This is a genomic window from Delftia sp. WSY_7, assembly GCF_043104845.1.
In the GTDB taxonomy this organism is placed as follows: Bacteria; Pseudomonadota; Gammaproteobacteria; order Burkholderiales; family Burkholderiaceae_C; genus Comamonas; species Comamonas tsuruhatensis.
The window spans coordinates 1,033,601-1,057,425 of sequence record NZ_JBICLB010000034.1 but is presented as its reverse complement, the minus strand read 5'-3'; the positions used below and the strand labels follow the sequence as shown (position 1 = coordinate 1,057,425).

Annotated in this window: 27 protein-coding genes; 17 read left to right on the top strand and 10 right to left on the bottom strand. The window is 68.2% G+C overall.

Annotated elements, in window-relative coordinates; genetic code table 11:
* Positions 1-63: 63 nt before the first annotated feature.
* From ACF8ME_RS19590 to ACF8ME_RS19550, 9 genes are all read left to right on the top strand, one after another.
* A complete protein-coding gene (locus tag ACF8ME_RS19590; protein ID WP_392417930.1) occupies positions 64-930 on the top strand; it encodes a segregation and condensation protein A in 867 nt (288 codons plus the stop codon).
* Between the two features lie 59 nt (positions 931-989).
* Positions 990-1,628, top strand: a complete 639-nt coding sequence (queE, locus tag ACF8ME_RS19585) for a 7-carboxy-7-deazaguanine synthase (protein ID WP_016449045.1) — start codon at positions 990-992, stop codon at positions 1,626-1,628.
* An 8-nt stretch (positions 1,629-1,636) separates the two neighbouring features.
* Complete coding sequence (locus ACF8ME_RS19580; RefSeq protein ID WP_016449046.1) at positions 1,637-2,002, top strand: 6-carboxytetrahydropterin synthase; 366 nt, start codon at positions 1,637-1,639, stop codon at positions 2,000-2,002.
* A gap of 151 nt (positions 2,003-2,153) precedes the next feature.
* The gene (panD, locus tag ACF8ME_RS19575) at positions 2,154-2,534 is read left to right on the top strand and encodes an aspartate 1-decarboxylase (RefSeq protein ID WP_016449047.1); all 381 of its coding nucleotides are present in this window, start codon (positions 2,154-2,156) and stop codon (positions 2,532-2,534) included.
* Between the two features lie 27 nt (positions 2,535-2,561).
* A complete protein-coding gene (gene bioA / locus ACF8ME_RS19570) occupies positions 2,562-3,884 on the top strand; it encodes an adenosylmethionine--8-amino-7-oxononanoate transaminase (protein WP_392417882.1) in 1,323 nt (440 codons plus the stop codon).
* Positions 3,881-4,582, top strand: a complete 702-nt coding sequence (gene bioD / locus ACF8ME_RS19565) for a dethiobiotin synthase (RefSeq protein WP_312840690.1) — start codon at positions 3,881-3,883, stop codon at positions 4,580-4,582. The genes bioA and bioD overlap by 4 nt, the downstream gene beginning before the upstream one ends.
* Positions 4,579-5,796: an 8-amino-7-oxononanoate synthase gene (gene bioF / locus ACF8ME_RS19560; RefSeq protein WP_392417881.1), complete on the top strand. Its 1,218-nt coding sequence runs from the start codon at positions 4,579-4,581 to the stop codon at positions 5,794-5,796. Before bioD ends, bioF begins: the two co-directional genes overlap by 4 nt.
* 31 nt (positions 5,797-5,827) lie before the next feature.
* Entirely contained in the window at positions 5,828-6,187 is a 360-nt protein-coding gene (locus tag ACF8ME_RS19555; RefSeq protein ID WP_012203756.1) for a 5-carboxymethyl-2-hydroxymuconate Delta-isomerase, read from the top strand.
* Between the two features lie 15 nt (positions 6,188-6,202).
* Positions 6,203-6,841 (top strand): tRNA-uridine aminocarboxypropyltransferase, encoded by a 639-nt coding sequence (locus ACF8ME_RS19550; RefSeq protein ID WP_154835390.1) that lies wholly within the window; start codon positions 6,203-6,205, stop codon positions 6,839-6,841.
* Positions 6,842-6,889: 48 nt separating this feature from the next.
* Here ACF8ME_RS19550 and ACF8ME_RS19545 read toward each other — a convergent pair whose 3' ends face one another.
* From ACF8ME_RS19545 to ACF8ME_RS19525, 5 genes are all read right to left on the bottom strand, one after another.
* Entirely contained in the window at positions 6,890-7,873 is a 984-nt protein-coding gene (locus ACF8ME_RS19545) for a tripartite tricarboxylate transporter substrate binding protein (protein WP_312840691.1), read from the bottom strand.
* Between the two features lie 138 nt (positions 7,874-8,011).
* Positions 8,012-8,632 carry an aminotransferase class IV gene (locus tag ACF8ME_RS19540; protein WP_392417879.1) on the bottom strand — a complete coding sequence of 207 codons (621 nt, stop codon included), beginning with the start codon at positions 8,630-8,632 and terminating at the stop codon, positions 8,012-8,014.
* 29 nt (positions 8,633-8,661) lie between these two features.
* Entirely contained in the window at positions 8,662-9,843 is a 1,182-nt protein-coding gene (gene pabB / locus ACF8ME_RS19535) for an aminodeoxychorismate synthase component I (RefSeq protein WP_392417877.1), read from the bottom strand.
* Positions 9,844-10,032: 189 nt separating this feature from the next.
* Positions 10,033-10,344 (bottom strand): DUF4148 domain-containing protein, encoded by a 312-nt coding sequence (locus ACF8ME_RS19530; RefSeq protein WP_016449055.1) that lies wholly within the window; start codon positions 10,342-10,344, stop codon positions 10,033-10,035.
* 221 nt (positions 10,345-10,565) lie between these two features.
* Positions 10,566-11,291 carry a Crp/Fnr family transcriptional regulator gene (locus ACF8ME_RS19525; RefSeq protein WP_046239504.1) on the bottom strand — a complete coding sequence of 242 codons (726 nt, stop codon included), beginning with the start codon at positions 11,289-11,291 and terminating at the stop codon, positions 10,566-10,568.
* 165 nt (positions 11,292-11,456) lie between these two features.
* Here ACF8ME_RS19525 and ACF8ME_RS19520 point away from each other — a divergent pair, with 165 nt between their 5' ends.
* The 5 genes from ACF8ME_RS19520 (at position 11,457) to ACF8ME_RS19500 (ending at position 16,413) form a co-directional block, all read left to right on the top strand.
* On the top strand, positions 11,457-12,686 hold the full coding sequence (locus tag ACF8ME_RS19520; protein ID WP_392417875.1) for an ATP-binding cassette domain-containing protein: 1,230 nt from the start codon (positions 11,457-11,459) through the stop codon (positions 12,684-12,686).
* 3 nt (positions 12,687-12,689) lie between these two features.
* Entirely contained in the window at positions 12,690-14,252 is a 1,563-nt protein-coding gene (locus ACF8ME_RS19515; RefSeq protein WP_392417873.1) for a hypothetical protein, read from the top strand.
* A gap of 87 nt (positions 14,253-14,339) precedes the next feature.
* A complete protein-coding gene (gene panB, locus ACF8ME_RS19510; protein ID WP_012203749.1) occupies positions 14,340-15,221 on the top strand; it encodes a 3-methyl-2-oxobutanoate hydroxymethyltransferase in 882 nt (293 codons plus the stop codon).
* Positions 15,222-15,303: 82 nt separating this feature from the next.
* Positions 15,304-16,155, top strand: coding sequence for a pantoate--beta-alanine ligase (gene panC / locus ACF8ME_RS19505; protein ID WP_016449059.1), 852 nt, complete (start codon positions 15,304-15,306; stop codon positions 16,153-16,155).
* 45 nt (positions 16,156-16,200) lie between these two features.
* On the top strand, positions 16,201-16,413 hold the full coding sequence (locus ACF8ME_RS19500; protein ID WP_047326026.1) for a DUF3079 domain-containing protein: 213 nt from the start codon (positions 16,201-16,203) through the stop codon (positions 16,411-16,413).
* A 22-nt stretch (positions 16,414-16,435) separates the two neighbouring features.
* On the opposite strand, the gene ACF8ME_RS19495 is transcribed toward ACF8ME_RS19500, so the two are convergent.
* Positions 16,436-17,365 carry a LysR family transcriptional regulator gene (locus tag ACF8ME_RS19495; protein WP_047326027.1) on the bottom strand — a complete coding sequence of 310 codons (930 nt, stop codon included), beginning with the start codon at positions 17,363-17,365 and terminating at the stop codon, positions 16,436-16,438.
* Between the two features lie 102 nt (positions 17,366-17,467).
* On the opposite strand from ACF8ME_RS19495, the gene lysA reads away from it, so the two are divergent.
* Complete coding sequence (lysA, locus tag ACF8ME_RS19490) at positions 17,468-18,721, top strand: diaminopimelate decarboxylase (RefSeq protein WP_392417870.1); 1,254 nt, start codon at positions 17,468-17,470, stop codon at positions 18,719-18,721.
* A gap of 190 nt (positions 18,722-18,911) precedes the next feature.
* On the opposite strand, the gene ACF8ME_RS19485 is transcribed toward lysA, so the two are convergent.
* The 4 genes from ACF8ME_RS19485 to ACF8ME_RS19470 form a co-directional block, all read right to left on the bottom strand.
* The gene (locus ACF8ME_RS19485) at positions 18,912-19,922 is read right to left on the bottom strand and encodes an NAD(P)H-dependent glycerol-3-phosphate dehydrogenase (RefSeq protein ID WP_017404234.1); all 1,011 of its coding nucleotides are present in this window, start codon (positions 19,920-19,922) and stop codon (positions 18,912-18,914) included.
* A gap of 120 nt (positions 19,923-20,042) precedes the next feature.
* Positions 20,043-20,498 (bottom strand): protein-export chaperone SecB, encoded by a 456-nt coding sequence (secB, locus tag ACF8ME_RS19480; RefSeq protein ID WP_013803924.1) that lies wholly within the window; start codon positions 20,496-20,498, stop codon positions 20,043-20,045.
* A gap of 129 nt (positions 20,499-20,627) precedes the next feature.
* Positions 20,628-20,885, bottom strand: a complete 258-nt coding sequence (grxC, locus tag ACF8ME_RS19475; protein WP_016449064.1) for a glutaredoxin 3 — start codon at positions 20,883-20,885, stop codon at positions 20,628-20,630.
* 88 nt (positions 20,886-20,973) lie between these two features.
* A complete protein-coding gene (locus ACF8ME_RS19470) occupies positions 20,974-21,381 on the bottom strand; it encodes a rhodanese-like domain-containing protein (protein ID WP_016449065.1) in 408 nt (135 codons plus the stop codon).
* Positions 21,382-21,479: 98 nt separating this feature from the next.
* Here ACF8ME_RS19470 and gpmA point away from each other — a divergent pair, with 98 nt between their 5' ends.
* Both gpmA and ACF8ME_RS19460 read left to right on the top strand, forming a co-directional pair.
* A complete protein-coding gene (gene gpmA / locus ACF8ME_RS19465; RefSeq protein WP_016449066.1) occupies positions 21,480-22,223 on the top strand; it encodes a 2,3-diphosphoglycerate-dependent phosphoglycerate mutase in 744 nt (247 codons plus the stop codon).
* A gap of 121 nt (positions 22,224-22,344) precedes the next feature.
* Positions 22,345-23,781 (top strand): S41 family peptidase, encoded by a 1,437-nt coding sequence (locus ACF8ME_RS19460; protein ID WP_016449067.1) that lies wholly within the window; start codon positions 22,345-22,347, stop codon positions 23,779-23,781.
* The last annotated feature ends 44 nt before the right edge of the window (positions 23,782-23,825 follow it).

Here is a 23,825-nt window from a genome sequence, read left to right as displayed (position 1 = left end):
TGACACATCAGCCTGTTTCGCTGTGGCACCGTGCGCATGCAGCTGATGCCTGCGCAGCAAGGCATGGCCGAGGCTGAGTCCGCACTGGCGCCTGCGGGCGCCGGCGCCGCATCCCCCGCTCCTGGCGACGATTCACCGGTCGTGATCGACCAGGTGGCTTTGGCGCGCCTGTACGGCGAGCCGCTGTTCGCCCTGCCGCAGGACCTGTACATCCCGCCCGATGCGCTGGAGGTCTTCCTCGAAGCCTTCGAAGGGCCGCTGGACCTGTTGCTGTACCTGATCCGCAAGCAGAACTTCAACATCCTCGACATTCCCATGCTGGACGTGACGCGCCAGTACATGCGCTATGTCGACGAAATCCGCAGCCGCAACCTCGAGCTGGCGGCCGAGTACCTGCTGATGGCGGCCATGCTCATCGAGATCAAGTCGCGCATGCTGCTGCCGCCCAAGAAGCAGGACGATGGCGAGGAAGCCGAGGACCCGCGCGCCGAACTGGTGCGCCGCCTGCTGGAGTACGAGCAGATCAAGCTGGCCGCCCAACAGCTGGGCCAGGTGCCGCACTACGGGCGCGACTTCCTCCGGGCCCAGGTCCATATCGAGCAGAACCTGCAGCCGCGTTTCCCCGATGTGGACGTGGCCGAGCTGCAATCGGCCTGGCGCGACATTCTCAAGCGCGCCAAGCTCGTGCAAAGCCACAAGATCACGCGCGAGGAACTCTCGGTGCGCGAGTACATGAGCCAGGTGCTCAAGGCACTGCAGGGCCGGCGCTTCGTCGAGTTCGAGACCCTGTTCGAGCCAGAGAAGGGATCGACCGTGCTGGTCGTGACCTTCATCGCCCTGCTGGAGCTGGCCAAGGAAACGCTGATCGAGATCACCCAGGCCGAAGCCTTTGCGCCCATCTACGTGCGCCTGGCCTATACGCCCGTCTAGCGGGCACGGATACAGGCACGCGCACACCGACAGGCCGGCACCACCGGCCTCCATGCACCATGACTTACAGCGTCAAAGAAATCTTCTACACCCTGCAGGGCGAGGGCGGCCAGGCCGGCACGCCGGCCGTGTTCTGCCGCTTTGCAGGCTGCAACCTCTGGACCGGCCGCGAGCAGGACCGCGCCAGCGCCATCTGCCAGTTCTGCGACACCGACTTCGTGGGCACCGACGGCACGCTGGGCGGCAAGTTCGCCACGGCCGACGCCCTGGCAGAACGCATCCTGTCCCAGTGGCCGGCCGGCGACAGCCGGCACCGCATGGTGGTGCTGACCGGGGGGGAGCCCCTGCTGCAGGTGGACGAGCCCCTGATCGCGGCCCTGCATGCGCGCGGCTTTCGCATTTCCGTGGAAAGCAATGGCACCGTGGCCGCGCCCGAGGGCATCGACTGGCTGTGCATCAGCCCCAAGGCGGGCGCCGACTGGGTGCAGCGCAGCGGCCAGGAGCTCAAGCTGGTCTGGCCGCAGCCCGGCTTCGATCTGCAGGCCATCGAGGCCGGCACCCGTTTCGACCACTATTTCCTGCAGCCCATGGACAACGTCCTGCAGGCCGACAACACGGCCGCCTGCATAGCGCAATGCCTGCAGCACCCGGCCTGGCGCCTGAGCCTGCAGACCCACAAGCTCACCGGCATCCGCTGATTTTTGCCATGCAGTTCACCGTTCACCAGCGCTTTTTCTTCGACGCCGCCCACACGCTGGAGCGTGCCATCGAGACCGAGAGCAGCCGCCGCATCCACGGCCACACCTACTACGCCGAAGTCAGCGTCACCGGCCCGCGCAACCCGGACAACGGCATGGTGATCGACCTGGGCTACCTGCGCTCGCGCCTGAAGACCCTGGGCGACGCGCTGGACCACCGCTTCCTCGACGAAATCCCCGGCCTGGGCAAGCCCACGCTGGAAAACCTGTGCCTGTTCATTGCCGATTCCCTGGCCGACCTGCAGCCCGCTCCCAGCCGCATCCGCGTATGGCGCGACAGCATCGGCGATGGCTGCGTGCTGGATCTGGGCTGACCTCAAGCCAGGCCTGCCAGAGAGCCGCCCCCCGAAGAGCAACTCCACGGCCATCATGGGTTTGGCGGTTCGCAGATAGACTTGGTTGCTTTTTTTGCCAGCCCCCGCCACCGTCAAGATCGCGCCCAAGCGCCCCCTCGAGAGACAAAACATGTTCCGCACCCTGCTCAAATCCAAGATCCACCGCGTCAAGACCACGCAATGCGAGCTGCACTATGAAGGCTCCTGCGCGATCGACGAGGACCTGCTGGACGCCGCCAACATCGTCGAGAACGAGCAGGTGCACATCTGGAACATCGACAACGGCGAGCGCTTCGTCACCTATGCCATCAAGGGCCAGCGCGGCAGCGGCATGATCTCGGTCAACGGCTCGGCCGCGCGCCGTGCTGCCGTGGGTGATCTGCTGATCATTGCGTCCTTTGCCCAGGTCCATGAGACCGACGTGGCCGAGCACCGGCCCCAGCTGGTCTTCGTGGACGATGCCAACCGCCAGGTCGAGCTGCGCCACCACGTGCCCACGCAGCAGCTGTGAGCTGCGCTGCGGTGTGACAATCGCGCGATGACTCAATCGCTTGCCGCCCGCAGCCTTGCGGCTGTGTGGCACCCCTGCACCCAGATGAAGCGGCACGAGGCCGCGCCCCCCATCGCCATCGCGCGTGCCCAGGGCCCCTGGCTCCACGACACCGAAGGACGCCGCTACCTGGATGGCGTCAGCTCCTGGTGGGTCAACCTCTTCGGCCACAGCCATCCGCACATCCAGGCCGCGCTCACCGACCAGCTCGCCAGGCTTGACCATGTGATGCTGGCCGGCTTCACGCACGCGCCCGTGGTGGAGCTGTCCGAACGACTGGCCACGCTCACCGGCCTGGGCCATGCCTTCTACGGCAGCGACGGCGCATCGGCCACCGAGATCGCCCTCAAGATGAGCGCGCACTACTGGCGCAACCTGGGCCGCCCCGCCAAGAGCCGCTTTGCCGGCCTGGCCGGCGGCTACCACGGCGAAACCGTGGGCGCGCTGGCCGTGACCGATATTCCCCTCTTCCGCGAGGCCTATGCCCCCCTGGTGCGCCTGGCCGACACCGTGCCCAGCCCCGATGCACGCGGCGCGCAAGGCGGCGAAAGCCCGGTCGATGTGGCACGGCGCGCCGCCGAAGGCCTGCGCCAGTGGCTGGAGCAGCACCACGAGACCACGGCCGCACTCATCGTCGAGCCGCTGGTGCAGTGCGCGGCCGGCATGGCCATGCACGACCCCGAATACCTGCGCCTGGCGCGCGCCCTGTGCGACCGCTACGAGGTGCACCTGGTGGTGGACGAGATCGCCGTGGGCTTCGGCCGCACGGGCAGCATGTTCGCCCACCAGCAGGCCGGCATACGGCCGGATTTCATCTGCCTGTCCAAGGGCCTGACGGGCGGCACGCTGGCCCTGTCGGCCGTGCTGACCACCGAGGCCGTCTACGCCGCCTTCTACGACGATTCCGTGGCGCGCGGCTTCCTGCACTCGCACTCGTACACCGGCAACCCGCTGGCCTGCCGTGCGGCCCTGGCCACGCTGGAGCTGTTCGAGCAGACCGATGCCATCAACGCCAACCTCGCGCTGGCGCAAAGGCTGGACGGCGCCTTCGCCCCTTTGAACCAGCACGCCCGCGTGCGCCACGCACGGCGCCAGGGAATGATCTGGGCCTGGGATGTGCAGACCTCGCTGCCCGACTTCTCGCGCCGCTACAGCGCAGCCGCGCTGGAGCGCGGGCTGCTGCTGCGCCCTATCAGCAACACCCTCTACGCCATGCCTCCCTATTTGCTGGACGAAGAAGCCGTGCTGCACCTGGCGGCCAGCGCGCTGGCGGCCCTTGAAGACACCCTGGCCCAGGAGAACCATTCGTGAACGCCCACCGCACCATTGGCTGCTTTGTCACCGGCACCGACACGGGCGTGGGCAAGACCCTGGCCTCCTGCGGGCTGCTGCATGCGCTGGCCCGCCACCATGCCCGTGTGGTGGGCATGAAGGCCGTGGCCGCAGGCGCCGAGCCCGACGGCCAGGGCGGCTGGGCCAACGAGGACACGCTGGCGCTGCGCGCCGCCTCCACCCTGGCCGTGCCGCCCGAACTCGACAACCCCGTGCTGCTGCCCGATCCCATGTCGCCGCACATCGCCGCGCAGCGCGCGGGCCGCTCCATAGAGATCGCACACATCGTGGACAGCTACCGGCGCCTGGCCGAACAGGCCGACGCCGTGGTGGTGGAAGGCGCGGGCGGCTTTCTCGTGCCGCTGTCCGACCAGATCTCGGGCGCCGACCTGGCCTGCGCGCTGGACCTGCCCGTGGTCATGGTCGTGGGCCTGCGGCTGGGCTGCCTGAACCACGCCGCCCTCACGGCCGAGGCCATCCGCGCGCGCGGACTGCGCCTGGCCGGCTGGATTGCCAGCCGCGTGGACCCCGCCATGCTGGTGCCCGAGGAAAACATGGCCTGGCTGCGCCAGCACCTGGACCGGCAACTGCAGGCGCCGCTGCTGGCCGACATCCCCTTCCAGCAGCACCCCGACCCGCGCGCCACCACCTACACCCTGCCGGAGCAATGGCAATGAGCGGCTCCTGGCTGGACGACATCCCCGCGCGCATCGCCGAGCTCGACGCGGCCCACCTGCGCCGGCGCCGCCGCGCCACGGCGCCGCTGCAGGGCGCCGCCAGCGGCGCCCACATGGAGGTGGACGGTCACCCCATGCTGGCCTTTTGCAGCAACGACTACCTGGGCCTGGCCGGCCACCCCACCCTGGTGCGCGCCGCCTGCGCGGGCGCCCAGGCCTTTGGCGTGGGCTCGGGCGGCTCCCCCCTGGTCAGCGGCCACAGCACGGCCAACGCCGCGCTGGAGGAACAGCTGGCGCACTTCGTGCAACTGCCGCGCGCGCTCTACTTCTATGCGGGCTACGCCACCAATGCCGGCATCGTGCCGGCCCTGGTGGGCGCGGGCGATGCCCTGTTCTCCGATGCGCTCAACCACGCCTGCCTGATCGACGGCGCCCGCCTGTCGCGCGCCCAGGTCCACCGCTATGCCCATGCCGACCTGACCGATCTGGCCGCGCAACTGGCCGCCAGCACGGCCCGCCGCAAGCTGGTCATCAGCGATGCCGTGTTCAGCATGGATGGCAATGTGGCCGACATCCGCGGCCTGCTGGCGCTGTGCGAGCAGTACGACGCGCTGCTGCTGCTTGACGACGCGCATGGCTTCGGCGTGCTCGGCCCACAAGGCCGGGGCAGCCTGGCCGAGGCGGGACTGACGGACGCAAACGCCTCGCCGCGCGTGCTCTACATGGCCACCCTGGGCAAGGCCGCTGGCGTGGCCGGCGCCTTTGTCGCGGGCAGCGACATGCTGGTCGAATGGCTGCTGCAAAAGACGCGCAGCTACATCTTCGCCACGGCCGCGCCGCCCATGCTGGCCAGCGCGCTGCAGGCCAGCGTGGCCCTGATCGAGGCCGAGGACGAGCGCCGCGAGGCCCTGGCCGAACGCATTGCCGAGCTGCGCGCCGGCCTCACGCCGCTGCTGGCGCGCACGGGCTGGCAGCTGCTGCCTTCGCGCACCGCCGTGCAGGCCCTGGTCATAGGCTCCAACGCCACGGCCCTGGCCGTGATGGAAGGCCTGCGCGAGCGCGGCCTGTGGGTGCCCGCCATCCGCCCGCCCACCGTGCCCGAAGGCACGGCGCGGCTGCGCATTGCACTGTCGGCCTCCCACACGCGCATCGACGTGCAGCTGCTGCTGACGGCGCTGGACGAGGTCTCGCGCCTGGCCCCACCCCTACCCTGAATCCCTCTTCACCACCGGAACGGAGACATCCATGCCCCATCTCTACGTCGAATACACCGACAACCTCGCCGGCCTGCCCGGCCAGCAACTGCTGACCGAACTCAATGCCTTCGTCTGCGGCCACCCCAGCATCCTGGACGAGGCCGACGTCAAGGCCCGCCTGCTGCCAGTCAGCCAGTTCGAGATCGGCTCGGCACCCGCCAACCGCGGCTTCGTCCACGTGCAGCTGCGCCTGCTGGCGGGCCGTACCGACACGGCCAAGAAGGAACTGTCCGAAGGCATTGCCGCAGTGCTGCGCCGCCTCACGCCCCAGCCGGCCGGCATGATGGTCCAGCTCAGCGTGGAAATCGCCGACATGGACAAGCCCAGCTACTACAAGGGTCGCCTGTAAGGCAGGCGCCGGGCCTTGTCCGCCGTGAGCACCCGCGCACGCTGCGCGCAATGCCTGCGCCCTGAGCGCACCTGCCTGTGCCCCCTGGTGCAGCCGGTGCCGCATGCGGTGCAGCTGCTGGTGCTCCAGCATCCCGAGGAAGAACTGCAGGCCAAGGGCACGGGCCGGCTGCTGCACCTGTGCCTGCCCGCCAGCCGCCTGGCAGTGGGCGAGGCCTTCGAGCCAGCGCAGTTGCAGGCACTGCTGCACGCGCCCTGGCAGGCCGGCGACGCCCCGCGGCAGGCCGTACTGCTCTATCCGGATACGCCGCACGGCGATCAGCTGGGCCTGGCCAGGCAAGCGCCCTGGCCGCAGCCCGCGCCATGCCCCGAGGACCTGCGCCTGGTGGTGCTGGACGCCACCTGGCGCAAGAGCCGCAAGATGCTCTACCTCAACCCCGGCCTGCAGGCCCTGCCGCGCCTGGCACTGCAGGGCGACCTGCCCGCCTCGCGCTACGGCGCCCTGCGCAAGGCCCATGCGCCGGGCCAGCTGTCCACGCTGGAGGCAGCGGCCTGCGCGCTGCAACGGCTGGCGCCTGCCGGCCCGTCGCTGCAGCCGCTGCGCGATGCGTTCGAGGGGCTGCTGTCCCTGCATGCCCGGCACAGGCCCGAATGAAAAAACGCCTCGGGGAACGAGGCGTTTTTCATGGCGGCAGGCCGTGCTTCAGTTTTCCGGCGTGATCCTGGCGAACTTGACCAGTTCGGCGTACTTGCCCATGTCGGTACGGATGATCTGGGCCAGGTTTTCGTCGCCCGTGGGGGCAATGATGCCCGCCCCTTCCAGGCGCGCGCGCATCGCCGGATCGGCCAGGCCCGCCTTCAAGGCCTTCTGCAGACTGGCCACCACATCGGCAGGCAGGTCCTTGGGACCCGCCAGCCCGAACCAGCCGCTCAGCGCGTAGCCCTTGAGCGCTGCGTTCTCGCCCAGTGCGGGCACGTCCTTCATCATGGCGATGCGGTGGGCCGTGGTCACGCCCAGGGCCTTGATCTTGCCGCTCTGGATGAACGGAGCCGCCACCGAGGGAGAGACGATGGCGAAGTCCAGGTTGCCGCCCGCCAGGTCGCTGGTCATCGCGGCCGAGCCCTTGTAGGGCACATGGACGATGTCCACCCCGGCCATCTTCTTGATCAGCTCGCCCGAGAAATGCGGCGTGGACCCGATGCCCGGGCTGCCGTAGCTGTACTTGCCGGGATGGGCCTTGGCCAGGGCGATGAACTCGTCGAGGGTCCTGGCCGGCATCTTGGTGCCGGCCACCCACAGGTTGGGCAGCACGCCGGTCAGCGCGATGCCGGTCAGGTCCGTGGCCGGGTCGTACTTCTGCGCGGCGTTGACGAACTTCGTGCCCGCCAATTCGTTGCTGGAGCCTGCGAGCAGGGTATAGCCGTCGGCCTTGGCACCGACCACGCGCTGCGCGCCCACCACGCCGGCGGCACCGGGCACGTTGTCGACCACGACGGTCGCATTGAGGTGCTTGGCCAGGATGTCACCCACCACGCGCCCCACCAGGTCGACCGAGCCGCCTGCCGCGTAGCCGACGACGACGCGAATGGGCTTGTTGGGATAGGTGGTCTGGGCGCACAGCGGCCCTGCCGCCAGGACAGCCGCGGCGCTGATCAGCGCGCGGCGGGAAATACGGAATTCATGCATGGATCGATCTCAGGGGAGGCAGGCATCAGTCAACAATCAAAATGATATTGCTCAACAATATTCACCGATTGTCTGACATTGCCTTGTGGAATCCATCCCTGAAAACCATGAGTTCCGCCCGTGGCCCTAGCCTGCAGCTCAGCGCAGAACCGCCGGCAGCCAGCCGCGCAGGCTGTTGACGAAGGCCCAGCCCTGCACGCGCGGCAGATCGTCCAGCCGCACCAGGTGCTCCACCACGCGGCCCTCGTCCAGCGCCACCGCGCGGCCCACGCCGGGCAGCAGGCCGCTGGACAGCGGCGGGGTCACCCAGCGGCCCGCCAGCAGCACGGCGATGTTGCCGCGCGTGCCCTCGGTGATCTCGCCGTCCTCGTTGTGGAGCACGGTGTCGAACACCGAGGCATCGGTGGGCTGCAGGCTGTCGTAGTGCGCGCGGCGCGAGGTCTTGAAACGCACCCAGTCGCCACGCGCCACCGCATTGACGATGGGCCGGTCGGCCAGCGCCAGCCGAACAGGCGTGGCGGAAGGCGGCAGCGGCGCCGCCTGGGTCTGTATCCGCCCCGTGGCCTCCAGCGCCAGGCGCACGCGCCAGTGGCCGCTGGCGTGCGCCTGGCGCAGTTGCTGCAATGCCTGCTCCAGCACGGCATCCGTGCAGGGCCGGCCGAAATGCCGCGCCGCGTCCTGCATGCGCGTCACATGGCGCTGCAGGTGGATGAAACCGCCATCCCGCAGGGCCAGGGTTTCCAGAATGTCGAAATCCAAGTCCGTATCCGCCATGGCTGCACGCCCTTTCACACCTTGTCCAGAAAAGCCCTCTTGTGGCGCCATTCCTGCCATTCGGCAGGCGCCTCGGCGCCCGAGGTGATGCCGCTGCCGATGCCGCAGCACAGTTGCGTGCCACGCGCCACCACCGTGCGTATGGGCACATTGAAGGTGGCGTGCACGCGCCCCGCAGTGGTGCCGGGCCGCACCACGCCCACGGCGCCGCAGTAGACGCCGCGCGGACCCGACTCCAGTTCGTGGATGAGCCGCATGGCCTGGCGCTTGGGCGCGCCCGTGATGGAGCCGCAGGGAAACAGCGCCGCAAACACGTCCGCCAGGCCGGTGCCGGGCCGCGTGCGCGCCTGCACGTCGGACGTCATCTGCCACACGGTGGGCAGGGGTTCGGCATGGAACAGGCGCGGCACCTGGACGCTGAAAGGCTCGGCAATGCGCGAGACATCGTTGCGCAGCAGGTCCACGATCATCACGTTCTCGGCCCGCTCCTTGGGCGAGGACCGCATGGCCTGGACATTCGCCTCGTCCTGTGCAGGCGTGGCGCCACGGGGCGCCGTGCCCTTCATGGGGCGCGTGAGGATGCGCTCGCCATCCCAGTCGAAGAACAGCTCGGGCGAGACGGACAGCACCTGCTCGTCGCCGCTGTCCATGCAGGCCACGTAGCCGCCGGGCTGGGCGCGTCGCAGCGCGGCGAACAGCGATGGGATGTCACCCAGCAGCCGGCCCATGAACTGGGCCGTGTAATTGATCTGATAGCAGTCACCGGCCGCAATCGCCTCGTGGATGCGCGCAATGGCGGCATCGAAATCGGCTCGCTCCAGGCCGGGCTGCCATTGCACCTGAGATTGCACCTGAGATTGCACCTGAGATTGCACCTGAGGGCCGGTCTCGACCGCGTCCGCGTCTTCAGGCCAGGGCCGGGGGCCGTCGAAGACGGCAAACCAGGCCAGCGGCTCGCCTGGCGGCGTGGCATGCAGGGCGCCGGCGTAGGCCGCGTCAAACGCCGCCGCCGCCTCGTAGCGCACCCAGCCCAGGCACCACAGGCCGGCCTGGGCAGCCTGCTGCACGGCGTCAAGCACACCGCGCACCTGCTCGGGCGCATGGGCTGCCAGGCTGCGCAGCGGCGGCCCGAAGCCATGGCGCAGCCGGGCGGCCGAGCCGTCATGGGGGTTGGGAAAATCGATCAGAAACTTCACAAAACGGCCGTCAACGCATGCTGTACTTGCATCAGCAGCTTCGCTATCGATAGCAGCCACTGACACGGGGCCGCCCAGTGTAGAGCGAGGGAAACAAAAAAGCGCCCCGAAGGGCGCCAAACCAAGCGTCCCGAAAGGACGCTTTCCACCAACAGGCCCGGCACCATGCCGGACCCATATCCATTCACATCACTTCTGGGTGACGGTGTGCTGGCCTTCCAGGCGGGCCACGGCCTCGCGGTAGGCAGGGCCGCTGCGCAGTTGCTGGTAGCGGGCCAGGCCGCGCTGGTATTCGGCCGAGTTGTAGCCGATTTCGCGGTCAGCCGAGGGCGAGGGCAGGTAGGTCATGCCTGCCTGGTGCCACATCTCGAGGTCGGCCAGCACTTCGGCGCGGCTCAGGCCTGCGGTGGCGGAGGACGAGGGGGAAACGGCTTCTTGGGCCATTGCAGTGCCGGCGAGGCCCAGGGTCAGGGCGGCCAGTGCAGCGGAGAGGGTACGCATGTCAGATCCTTTCAAAAGGCCGCTCGGCATTCATTTCCTCACGGCATGGACGTACTATGCGGCGCTGCAGCATTCTTCGTCTGTGCGTTTTCTCACGTGTTTTGGCATCCGGCCCGGGCGGCCCGCTGCCTTTTCCCCCGTGCTCCCCTCGACAGAAGGCCGATTCACGCGTTCTAGAAACAGTGTTTTTCGCGGCTTGAAACAGCCGCGGCAGACAAGGCTCAGCGCGCTTCCTCGAGCAGCACGCGCAGGCCTTCGACATGGCAGATGCGCAGGTTGCGGCCTTCGCGCCGCAGCAGGCCCAGGCGCACCAGGCGCGACATCTCGCGCGCCACTTCCTCGCGGCTGGAGCCCAGCATCAGCGCCAGATCGGTCTGCCGGGGTGCGGGCGCCAGCAGGGCCTGCCCCTGGTCGATGCCCGCGCGCTCGGCACGTTCCAGCAACTGGGTATGCAGGCGGCTGCGCACCGACAGCGTTCCCAGATCCACCATGCGGCGCGCCAGCGCCACGGCCAGATCGCTGAGCCGGCCGATGAAGGCGCGCAGGACCTGGGGCTCGTTCATGAGCAGGGCTTCCACATCCTCATGGGCCAGCGAGGCAATCAGGCTGGGGACGCCTGCCTCCACCACCAGGGGCATGGCCGTGCAGCCCGCCTGCTGCTGCGGCAGACCGCCGAAGAACACGCCCTGGGCAATCTCGCCCAGCGTGAGCCCGCGCCCGTTGGGGGCATAGCTGCTGACGCGCAAGCCGCCCTGCACGAGCATGTAGAGACGCTGATCGGTGTACGCGCCCTCCAGCGTCTGGTGCAGCGCCAGATGCTGCCAGCGGCATTGCGCGGCCAGTTCGGCCAGGCGCTCGTCGGACAGGCTTTGCAGCACATGGACCTGGCGCAGGCCCTGCCAGGCCACGGCGGGAAGAAGTGGAGATGTCTGTAAGGAACCGGACATGGTGCAACACCGTTGAAGCGCATCCGCAGGGCCTGTGCGGGCCCTGTCGTCCGTCGCGGGAAGTACAGCATAGCGGGATCGCATAGACTCGTCGCGCGCCGGGAATCGCACTGTCCGGCTCCCCGGATGGCCGCACCGCGCAGCACAGAAAAAAGGGAGGGCTTCATGGAAGCGAGCATCGAATCGGCACGACCACCCGCGCGCCCGCAGGCCACCGTGGCGGCCTGGGCGCAATCCGTGGAACAGGCGATCGCCAGCCAGCAATGGCATGGGGCCTGGCGTGCACTCATAGACGCCGCCCTGCCCGCCGAAACCGCCGTGCAGCAGAGCCTGCTGACTGCGCTGGACGCCTGGGATGGCCTCGCGGCCGATTCCGGCGCAGAGCCCCGCCACGCGCTGGTGCAGCAGGTTTTCGACGCCCTGCATGCCGCCCATGCCCCGGGCCAGGCGCTGCAGGCCGATTCCGCACCTTCCAGCGCGCACCGTGCATACCGTGCGCACTGCATACTGGGACGGCAACTGGTCAAGCGCTACCGGCGCGGCGGCTTTGCGCTGGGGCCGGTGGATGTGGCCGTGGAGCCCGGCACCATCCTCGGACTGGTGGGCGAGAACGGCAACGGCAAGACCACGTTGCTGCGCCTGATGGCCGCCGATCTGGCGCCCGACGCGGGGCAGCTGGACTGGGGCGTTCCCGCCGCCGATGCCTACCTGCTGCGCACCCAGCTCGCCTATATCCCCCAGCGCCCGGCCGTCTGGAGCGGGCGCCTGATGGACCATCTGCAATTCGCCGCGCGCAGCCATGGCGCCGTGGGCACACGCAACATCTGCCTGGTACAGCTGGTCATCGCGCAGCTGGGGCTGCGCGCCTTCCGGGGCCACCAGTGGAAACAGCTGTCCTCGGGCTACAAGATGCGCTTCGAGCTGGCGCGCGCCCTGCTCTGCCGGCCGCGCGTGCTGCTGCTGGACGAGCCTCTGGCCAACCTGGACATCAACGCCCAGCAGACCCTGCTGACCGATCTGCAGTCGCTGGCGCGCTCGCCCTGGCAACCCATGGCCCTGGTGCTGAGTTCACAGCAGCTGTACGAGGTGGAAAAGGTGGCCGACCAGGTGCTGTTCCTGGAGCAAGGCCAGCCGCGCAGCGTTCGGCAGAGCTTTGCCGCCATGCAAGGCTGCGCCATCGAGTTCGAGACCGGCTGGGCCATGGCGCAACTGAACCCCTGGCTGGACCAGCTGCCATCCCATACGCACCAGCTCAGCGGCCAGACCCACATCGTGAGCTTTCACGTGCCGTTCACGGCAGCGCAGTTCCTGGCGCAGGCCGTGCAGGCACAGATGCCCGTGCGCTATTTCCGCGACATCACCGCATCCACCCGCCGCCTGTTCGTGAGGGACTGAGCCATGCCACGTTTTTCCGATATGACGAACCGCTGGGACCAATGGGTGCTGATGCGCTGCCCCCTGCTGTGGCAGCTGCGCCTGCACTGGTATCTGCCGCTGGCGCTGCTGTGGTGCGTGCTGGTGCTGGGCATCTGGATGCAGTGGATGGCCGAGCCGGCGCGCTGGATGGGCTCCCTGCCCGGCGTTGCGTCCACGGCACAGCAAACGCCCGAGCAATTGGCGCTGGACATCGGCTCTATCGTGGCCTGGATCGTGGCGATCGGCCTGGCGCTGTGGTGGTTGCTGCGCGTGCGCATCCACAACCGCTGGCGCGAACACGCCCCCGTGGGCCGCTGGGGCCTGTGGTGGGAGTACCTGTGGGGAGCCTTGTTCCTATCGCTATTGTTCGCGCCTGCGATCGCCTTTTCGCCCATCTATGAAATGCGGATTCAGCGCCAATGGTCGGACACGGATGTCAGTGCACAGATCCAGACTGTCGAGCAAGTCGCCGCCCTGGAGGCGCTTGTCGCGCCACGCCAGGCGGCCATGCTCGTGGAATGGATACGTGTGCTGCGCGAGGAAGAGGTCGATCCGGCGAAGTACCCGGGCATCCAGGCCCTGGTCTGGTTGATGCGCGGAGACCAGGCCGCGATTGCCGCGACGCTGGAGCGCTACGGCCAGCCATTGCAGGCCAGAGGCTATGTGCGCCAGTCTGCCAGCTCCGCCCAGGACCAGGCGGAGCACCTGCTGGCCAGCTACCGCAGCGCGCTGCAATCCCCCCTGGCCCAGGAATGGCGCGCCTACCTGGCAGCGAACCCGCAACCAGAGACTGGCGAGAAGGTATCCAGAGCGCAGAACTCCAACTGCAAACCAGCCCTGGGTCGCAGCAGGCCTTTGGATCTGGAGCCGGATCCGCGCAAATGCTTCGGTACCTATCTGGCCCAGAGCAACCGTGAGTGGCTCATGCTGCTGGAGAGGTTCGACAGCCGGTGGAGCCCGCTGCAGCATGTGCAATGGAAGCACGCGCGCTACGGCCTCGCCCTGCCTGCCTACCAGGAAAGCCATCTGCGGCGCGCTGACAGGTCCCGCGACGACGAATGGCCAAGGATGTCCCAGTTGCTGGCGGCCGCCAGCGTTGGCTTTTTCCTCGCCTTGGCCCTGGTGCTGGTGCGCCTGATGCCTGCCATGCAGCTGGTGGCCTGGGGCGCATGCCTGGTCCTGACCTTGCTTGGCAGCGTGCTGGCCGGGATGCTGGGAATCACCAACCTCTATGTGCTGGGGCTGTTTCCGGCCGCGCTGATATCGGTCGCCTGGCTGCGCATCCGTGTGCTCAAGCGCCCCTGGGCCGGCGCGGTGCTGCTGGCCCTGGGCATGTCGCTGGCCCTGATATGGCTCGCCGCCGCCTGGTCCAAGTGGTCCGCACTGCTGTTGCCCCAACCCGCCGGCAGCGCAGACCCTTGGACGGATACCCAGCACTGGCTGGACCTGCTGATGGGCGCGCCTGCCGTGGCAGCCAGCACGGCCATGCTCGTGGCCCTGCTGTCTCCGCTGTGGCGCCGATGGCGTGGCCTGCCCGAAAGGTGATGGAACAGCAAAGGACAGCTCAGGGACAGGTGCCCCCGGCGCGCATCGCATAGACTCGCGGCAATTCCACCCCCCTCCGAGCGCCCCATGACCCAAGCCCCCGTCACCGCCGGCACGCCCTACGGCACCATCCCTCCCGCCTCGCCGCTGCCCCAGCGCCGCCCCGTGAGCCTTCCGCGCCTGGCGCAGATGCGCGAGGCCGGCGAGAAGATCACCATGGTCACCGCCTACGACGCCACCTTCGCGGCCGTGGCCGATGCGGCCGGCGTGGAGTGCATTTTGGTGGGCGATTCGCTGGGCATGGTCTGCCAGGGCCTGCACAGCACCGTGGGCGTGTCGCTGCAGGACATGTGCTACCACACGGCCAGCGTGGCGCGCGGGCTGCACCGCGTGCAGGGCACGGCCTGGCTGATCGCCGACATGCCCTATGGCAGCTATGCCGAAAGCCGCGAGCAGGCCATGCGCAGCGCCTGCGAGCTGATGCAGGCCGGCGCCCATATGGTCAAGCTCGAAGGCGGCGGCTGGACCGCGCCCACCGTGCAGTTCCTGGTCGAGCGCGGCGTGCCCGTCTGCGCCCACCTGGGCCTGACGCCGCAGACCGTGCATGCGCTGGGCGGCTACCGCGTCCAGGGCAAGAGCGACGAGGGCGCGGCCACGCTGCGCCGCCATGCGCTGGAACTGCAGGATGCAGGCGCCTCCATGCTGGTGCTGGAGATGGTGCCGGCACAGCTGTCGCGCGAACTCACGGCCGAGCTGCCGCACTGCCATACCATCGGCATCGGCGCGGGCAGCGGCACGGCCGGCCAGGTCCTGGTGCTGCACGACATGCTGGGCGTGAACCTGGGCAAGATGGCCCGCTTCGTGCACAACTTCATGGCCGATGCGGGCAGCGTCAAGGGCGCCTTCGAGGCCTATGTGCATGCCGTGAAGAACGGCAGCTTCCCCGACGACAGCAAGCACGCCTGGTAGTCCGGCAGGCTGCACGGTCCGTTTTTCCGCTTCCCGCTTCCCGTTCCCCCGCTTCCCCGCTTCCCCGCTTCCCCGCTTCCCCATGCAAATCGTCCACTCCATCGCCGACCTGCGCGCCATCCTGGCCAGCAAGGGCCGCCCTGCCTTCGTGCCCACCATGGGCAACCTGCACGATGGCCACCTGTCCCTGGTGCGCGCCGCGCGCCAGCACGGCGACATCGTCGTGGCCAGCATCTTCGTGAACCGCCTGCAGTTCCTGCCGCACGAGGATTTCGACAGCTATCCGCGCACCTGGGCGCAGGACTGCGCCAAGTTGGAGAGCGAAGGCTGCGACCTGCTGTTCGCCCCGCGCGAAGCCGATCTCTACCCCGAGCCGCAGACCTTCAAGATCCAGCCCGACGCGCAGCTGGCCGACATCCTCGAAGGCCATTTCCGCCCCGGCTTCTTCACGGGCGTGTGCACCGTGGTGATGAAGCTGTTCTCGGCCGTGTTCTTCGCCAGCGGCGGCGGCACGGCCGTGTTCGGCAAGAAGGACTACCAGCAGCTGCTGGTGATCCGCCGCATGGTCGAGCAGTTCGCCCTGCCCGTGAACATCGTGGCCGGCGACACGGCGCGCGCCGACGACGGCCTGGCGCTGAGTTCGCGCAACGGCTACCTGAGCCCCGATGAACGCCAGCAGGCCATGGCGCTGTCGCAGGCACTCAAGCAACTGGCCGACGCCACGCGCGCAGGCCAGGCGCCGCTGGCCGAACTGGAGGCATGGGCCATGCAGTCCCTGGCCGCACAGGGCTGGGAGCCCGATTACCTGACCGTGCGCCTGCGCCGTGACCTGCAGCCGCCGGCCGAGGGCGCGCAACTGGCCGGTGCACCACTGGTGGCCCTGGGCGCCGCGCGCCTGGGCAAGACGCGCCTGATCGACAACCTGGAATTCTGATCCAGCGCAAAGCCCTGGCGGCCATGGCGGTCCAGGCTGGATGCCATGGCCAGGAAATTCCCCATCCACCCCGCCCATCCCGAGCGCACCTGCTGGGGATGTGACCGCTACTGCGCTCGTGACGAACTGGCCTGCGGCAACGGATCGGACCGCACACAGCACCCGGTGGAGATCTTTGGCGACGACTGGATGGAGTGGGGCCTGCCGCCCGAGCCCGCTGCAGACAAGGCTCCCGGCCTGGACAGCGCGGCGCGCTGATACCGCACCCCGCCCTCTGCCTTCAGCCGACCGCAGCCACCTCGGCGGCGAGCGCGTCCACCAGCCACTGCACCTCGGCCACGGCCGGCCGGTGCAGCGGCAGCAGCGCATGGACCTGGAAGGGAATGGAAAACGCCAGCGGCCGCACCACCAGCTGCGGCCCGGCGCAGGCACGCGCCGTCAGCGGATTGACGATGGCCACCCCCAGGCCATGCTGGACCATGGCGCAGACCGCCACGGCGCTGTGGGTCTCCAGGTGCAGCTGGCGCTGCACGCCGGCCTGCTCGAACACGGCATCGATCTGCTGGCGATAGGGATCGTCGCGCGCCAGGCTGACAAAGCTTTCCCCGGCAAAGTCAGCCACATCCAGCACCGGCCTTGCGGCCAGCGCATGGCCTGCGGGCAGCACGGCCACCTCGTCCATGGCGGGCAGCGCAAGGGCACGCGTGCCCGGAGGCGCCTCGGCCAGCTCGGCCAGGCCCAGGTCGTAGCGCTGGGCGGCCATCCACTCCTGCAGCAGCGGCGCCTCCTGCGTGGCCACGCTGACGGCCACGGGGCCGTGCTCCGCATGCAGGCGCGCCAGCGCTGCAGGCAGCAGCGCATGGCTGAGGGCGGGCAGGCACAGCACGTTGATGCGCGCCTGGTGCGGCCGGCCCAGGGCCAGCGCATGCTCCACCACCCGGTCCAGCCCCTGCCAGCTGCGCTGCACCTCGGCCCACAGCGACAGGGCGCGTGCCGTGGGCCGCAGCCGGCCCTGAGCGCGCTCGAACAGCGCATAGCCCAGCAGGCTTTCCAGGCGCGCCAATTCGCGGCTGACGGTGGGCTGGGAGCTGAACAGCATCTGCGCCGCCGCCGTGGCGCTGCCACTGAGCATGAGCGCGCGAAACACCTCCAGGTGGCGGTGGGAGATGCGGGGTTCGGGGGACGTGTGCGGCAGCGCGGGGTCTTGCATGGCAGGAGCATATCCAAATCAAATAGACACCATAAGAACAAGCATTGGACTGAATGACTGACATCCACCATCATGCGCAGCAGTTCCCCTGAAAGAGACACCATGTCCAATCCCTTCTCGCCCGCCCAGCTCTGGGCTCTGGCCGACCAGCACGGCACGCCGCTGTGGGTCTATGACGTCGCCACCATCCGCGCGCGCATCGCCCAGCTCAAGGCCTTCGACACCATCCGCTTTGCGCAGAAGGCCTGCTCCAACATCCACATCCTGCGGCTGATGCGCGAGCAGGGCGTGAAGGTGGACGCCGTCTCGCGCGGCGAAATCCTGCGCGCGCTGGCCGCCGGCTACGCGGCCGGCCACGGCGACGACCTGCACAGCGACATCGTGTTCACCGCCGACGTGATGGACGAGGCCACGCTGGCCTGCGTGGCCGAGCACAAGGTGCCCGTGAACGCCGGCTCCATCGACATGCTGCACCAGCTGGCCCAGGCCTCGCCCGGCCATCCCGTGTGGCTGCGCATCAACCCCGGCTTCGGCCACGGCCACAGCAACAAGACCAACACGGGCGGCGAGCACAGCAAGCACGGCATCTGGCACAGCGACCTGCTGGCGGCGCTGCAGGCCATCCGCGACGGCGGCCTGAAGCTGGCAGGCCTGCACATGCACATCGGCTCGGGCGTGGACTACGGCCACCTGCAGCAGGTCTGCGGCGCCATGGTCGAGCTGGTGCGCGCCACCCGCCAGGCAGGCCATGACCTGCAGGCCATCTCGGCCGGCGGCGGCCTGTCCATTCCCTACCGCGATGGCGACGCCACCATCGACACCGCCCACTACCACGGCCTGTGGGATGCGGCACGCAAGGACGCCGAGGCCATCGTGGGCCACGCGCTGGGCCTGGAGATCGAGCCGGGCCGCTTCCTGGTGGCCGAGTCGGGCGTGCTGCTGGGCCAGGTACGCGCCACCAAGAACGCGGGCAGCAACCATTTCGTGCTGGTCGATACGGGCTTCAACGAACTGATGCGCCCTTCCATGTACGGCAGCTGGCACGGCATGGAAGTGCTGCGCCGCGACGGCCAGGCCATGCCCCTGCGCGATGCCGTGGTCGCCGGCCCGCTGTGCGAATCGGGCGACGTTTTCACCCAGGGCGACGGCGGCGTGGTGCTGCCGCGCGCGCTGGCAGGCGCAGCGGTCGGCGACCTGCTGGTCATCCATGACACGGGCGCCTATGGCAGCTCCATGTCCAGCAACTACAACACGCGCCCGCTGGCCGCCGAGGTGCTGGTCGATGGCGACAGCGCCCGCCTCATCCGCCGCCGCCAGACGGTGGAGGAACTGCTGGGTCTGGAGCTGGGCCTGTAACTGGGCCTGTAACTGGGCATGTAGCGCGCCAGGCGCCAGGATTTCTGACGCAAAAAAGCCCCGGGGCCTTCCAGCTCCGGGGCTTTTTCATCGCCGGGCCGCCCCAAGATGAAAAGCGGCCCCCTCGGGGGGCAGTGGACCTTGCGCAGCAAGGGGAGCGTGTGGGCCATTTTTCATGGACACCGAAGAATCACTCGCCGCGTGGATCGCGCGCCATCAGGTGCTGCACGGCCTCGGCCGCCTGCAGCCGGCCGTCCAGCAGCTCGACCACGGTTTCGGTGATCGGCATCTCCACATTCAACAGCCGCGCGCGCGCCAGCACGGTGCGTGCGCTGTACACGCCCTCGGCCACATGGCCCAGCGAGGCCACGGCCTGCTCCAGCGTGCGGCCCTGGGCCAGCAGCAGGCCCACCTTGCGATTGCGCGACAGGTCGCCCGTGGCCGTCAGCACCAGATCGCCCAGGCCGGACAGGCCCATGAAGGTCTCCACCCGCGCGCCCAGGGCCAGGCCCAGTCGCGTCATCTCGGCCAGGCCGCGCGTGATCAGCGCGGCGCGGGCGTTCAGGCCCAGCTGCAGGCCGTCGCACAGGCCGGTGGCAATGGCCAGCACGTTCTTCACGGCGCCGCCCACTTCCACGCCCACGATGTCGGCGTTGGCGTAGACGCGCATGGCATCGCCATGGAAGGCCGCGACCAGGGCGTCATTGACCTCGGCATGCCGGCTGGCCGCCACCAGGGCCGTGGGCTGGTGGCGCGCCACCTCGGCCGCAAAGCTGGGGCCGCTGAGCACGCCGCACAGCAGATCGGGCGCCACCTGGGCGCAGACCTCGTGCGCCATCAGTCCATGGGCGGCGGCCGACGCGCCTGCGGGCACGGCCTCGAAGCCCTTGCACAGCCACACCACGGGCGCCCGCACATTGCGCAGGCGGCCCAGCCATTCGCGCAAGGCCGCCATGGGCGTGCCGATCACGATCAGGTCTGCCGCAGCCAGATGGCCGTCGATCTCGCCATGCACCACCTGCAGCGCGGCAGGCAGCGCCACGCCCGGCAGGTAGCGCGCGTTCTCGCCGCTGTCCCGCATGGCCTGCGCCTGGGCAGCGTCGCGCGCCCACAGCGTCACGACACGTCCGTCATCGCGCGAGGCCGCGCTCATTGCCAGCGCCGTGCCCCAGGCGCCTGCACCAATCACCACAATGTTCATATCTGCCCGACGTTGAAGAAGCGACGTTGATGAAAAAAAGAGGCCCTCGGGCCTCTTTTCTTGTACCACAGCGATGCGACGCGCCTGGGCGCAAGTCTCATCGGCCGGGATGGGACCGGCTTACTGCGGCAGCGAGTTGCCGTCCGCCTGGGCGGCTGCCTGCTGCTGCTCGTACATGGCCTGGAAGTTGATCTCGGCCAGGTGCACGGGCGGGAAGCCGGCGCGTGTGACCACGTCGGCCACGTTGCCGCGCAGGTAGGGATAGATGATCTGGGGGCAGGCAATGCCGATCACGCCACCCATCTGGTCTTCGGGCACGTTGCGGATCTCGAAGATGCCGGCCTGCTTGGCCTCGACCAGGAACACGGTCTTGTCCTGGATCTTGGTCTGCACGGTGGCCGTCACGGCCACTTCGTAGATGCCTTCGGCCACGGGAGTCGCCTCGACGCCGAGCTGGATGTCCACGCTGGGCTGCTCCTGCTCCAGCAGGATGGCGGGCGAATTGGGCTGCTCCAGCGACAGGTCCTTGAGGTAGACGCGCTGGATCTGGAAGACGGGAGTGTCCTGTTCGGCCATGGAATCAGTCTTTCTGGGCAAAAAACCCTGGCACGGCGGCCAGGGCATCAAAAAAATCACCAACAAAATGCCCGCTGCCAATAGGTTGCGCAGCGGGCACCTGGGCTTGCATTATGCAGTGCCCGTGTTTCAGCTTTGCAGCATGGGCACCAGGCCACCGTCGGCGTCCAGCGCCATCAGGTCGTCGCAGCCGCCCACATGGTGGTCGCCGATGAAGATCTGGGGCACCGTACGGCGGCCCGTGCTCTGCATCATCACGTCACGCGCGGCAGGGTCGGTATCGATGCGGATCTCTTCGATCTGCTCCACGCCCTTGGACTTGAGGATCTGCTTGGCCCGGATGCAATAGGGGCAGACAGCGGTGGTGTACATCTTCACGGCTTGCATATGCGACTTTCTTCGAGTGGGCGGCTTGCCGGCTGCAGGCGCCGGGGACGCGGCGCAGCGGCTTCCATCGTGATCAACTGGAGGCGCTTCAGGCCTTTTCAACCGGCATGCCGGCATCACGCCAGGCCTTCAGGCCACCGGCCAGGGCCTGGGCCTTTTCGTAGCCCAGCTTCTTCGCAATGCCTTCGGCACGCGAGGCGCGGTTGCCCTTGGTGCAGATCAGCACCAGCGGCAGGGCCTTGTTCTTCACGGTGGCAGGCAGCTTTTCCTCGAACTGGCCCAGCGGCACATTCTTGGCGCCATTGGCATGGGCGGCCGCGTACTCCTCGGGCTCGGAGACATCGATGACCACGGCCTTTTGGCGGTTGATCAGTTGCACGGCCTGCGCCGCCGTCAGCGAGCCGCCGCCTGCGCCGCGCACCAGGGGCAGCAGCAGCATCACGCCGGAAGCCAGCGCGATCAGGATCAAATACCAGTTATCGATGATGAATTTCACGTCATTCCTTGGGTTGGCAAACCTGTCAATTCTAGAATGCTGGCTTTTGCCCCCGCGACAGCCCAGCTTTGTCGCATCGAGAGACTTAGAAAGCCGCCATGTACAAGCTCGTGCTGATCCGCCACGGTGAATCCACCTGGAACCTCGAAAACCGCTTCACCGGCTGGACCGATGTGGACCTGACCGCCACCGGCGTCGAACAGGCCAAGAACGCCGGCCGCCTGCTCAAGGCCGAAGGCTACGACTTCGACCTGGCCTTCACCAGCGTGCTCAAGCGCGCCACGCGCACGCTGTGGCACACGCTGGACGAAATGGACCGCACCTGGCTGCCCGTGCAGCACAGCTGGCGCCTGAACGAGCGCCACTACGGCGGCCTGCAGGGACTGAACAAGGCCGACATGGCCAAGCAATACGGCGACGCCCAGGTGCTGGTCTGGCGCCGCAGCTACGACACGCCCCCGCCGGCCCTGGAGCCCCAGGACCCGCGCAGCGAGCGCAGCGACGTGCGCTACGCCCAGCTGGACCCCAGCCAGGTGCCGCTGACCGAATGCCTGAAGGACACGGTCGCGCGCGTTCTGCCGTTCTGGAACGAGTCCATCGCGCCCGCCATCCTGTCCGGCAAGCGCGTCGTGGTTGCCGCGCATGGCAACTCCATCCGCGCGCTGATCAAGTACCTGGACGGCATCTCGGATGACGCCATCGTCGGCGTCAACGTGCCCAACGGCATTCCGCTGGTCTATGAGCTGGATGCCGATCTCAAGCCCATTCGCCACTACTACCTGGGCGATGCCGAGGCTGCCGCCAAGGCGGCTGCCGCCGTGGCCGCACAGGGCAAGGCTTGAGCCTGACCCGCCTGAGGTGAGCGCCTGCTACGGAAATTGCGCTTGCTGCGCCGTTTTTAGGGAACCACGCGGGCGCTTGCCTTTCCAAGCGGGTGTATATTGACGCGGTTAAAGGGGTGATATGGGCCAGAAAATCAAAATTGCCGGCTGGGTTTCCGTAGGCGTAATCGCCGGAGCACTGACCACGGTTTCCTTGCAGACCGTGGCCCGCGGTGCCATGACCCCGCTGCCGCTGGAGGAAATCCAGCAGCTGTCCGCCGTCTTCGGCCTGATCAAGACCGACTATGTCGAGTCGGTCGATGACAAGAAGCTGATCACCGATGCCATCTCCGGCATGGTGTCCAGCCTCGATCCGCATTCGCAGTACTTCGACAAGAAGTCCTACAAGGAATTCCGCGAGGGCACCTCGGGCCGCTTCGTCGGCGTAGGCATCGAGATCACGCAGGAAGACGGCCTGATCAAGGTCGTCTCGCCCATCGAAGGCTCCCCCGCCTTCCGCGCGGGCCTGAAGACAGGCGACCTGATCACCAAGATCGACGACACGGCCGTCAAGGGCCTGTCGCTCAACGACGCCGTCAAGCGCATGCGCGGCGAGCCCAACACCAAGGTGCAGTTGACCATCCTGCGCAAGGATGAAAGCCGCAGCTTCCCCGTGACCATCACGCGCGAGGAAATCAAGACGCAATCCGTCAAGGGCAAGGTCATCGAGCCCGGCTACGGCTGGATCCGTCTGAGCCAGTTCCAGGAACGCACGGTGGACGACTTCGTGCGCAAGGTCGAAGAGCTGTACAAGCAGGAACCCAACATGAAGGGCCTGGTTCTGGACCTGCGCAACGACCCGGGCGGCCTGCTGGACGCGGCCGTCGCCATCTCGGCAGCCTTCCTGCCGCCCGATGTGACCGTGGTGTCCACCAACGGCCAGCTGGCCGAGAGCAAGGAAACCTACAAGGCCTCTCCCAGCTTCTATGCCCGCCGCGGCATGGGAGACCCGCTGCAGCGCCTGCCCGCCTCGCTCAAGAAGCTGCCGCTGGTGGTTCTGGTCAACGAAGGCTCGGCATCGGCCAGCGAAATCGTGGCCGGCGCCCTGCAGGACCACAAGCGTGCGGTCATCATGGGCAGCCAGACCTTCGGCAAGGGCTCGGTGCAGACCGTTCGCCCGCTGGGTCCCGACACGGGCCTGAAGCTGACCACGGCCCGCTACTACACGCCCAGCGGCAAATCCATCCAGGCCAAGGGCATCGTTCCTGACGTGATGGTGGACGAGACCCCTGAAGGCGATCTGTTCGCTGCCCTGCGCATGCGCGAGGCCGACCTGGAAAAGCACCTGTCCAGCGGACAGGGCGCCGAAGTCAAGGACGAAGTACGCGAGAAGGCCCGCGAGGAAGCCCGCAAGCGCCTGGAGGAAGAGGCCAAGAAGCCCCTGGCCGAGCGTCGCCTGCCCGAGTTCGGCACCGAAAAGGACTTCCAGCTGCAGCAGGCGCTCAACCGCCTCAAGGGCCAGCCCGTCATGGTCAGCAAGACCCTGACCGAGCGCGAGCCCGAAAAGAAGGAAAACTGAAGAGCGCGGACCGGGTCCGCGCTCTCACCAAGCCGGGCCCGCGC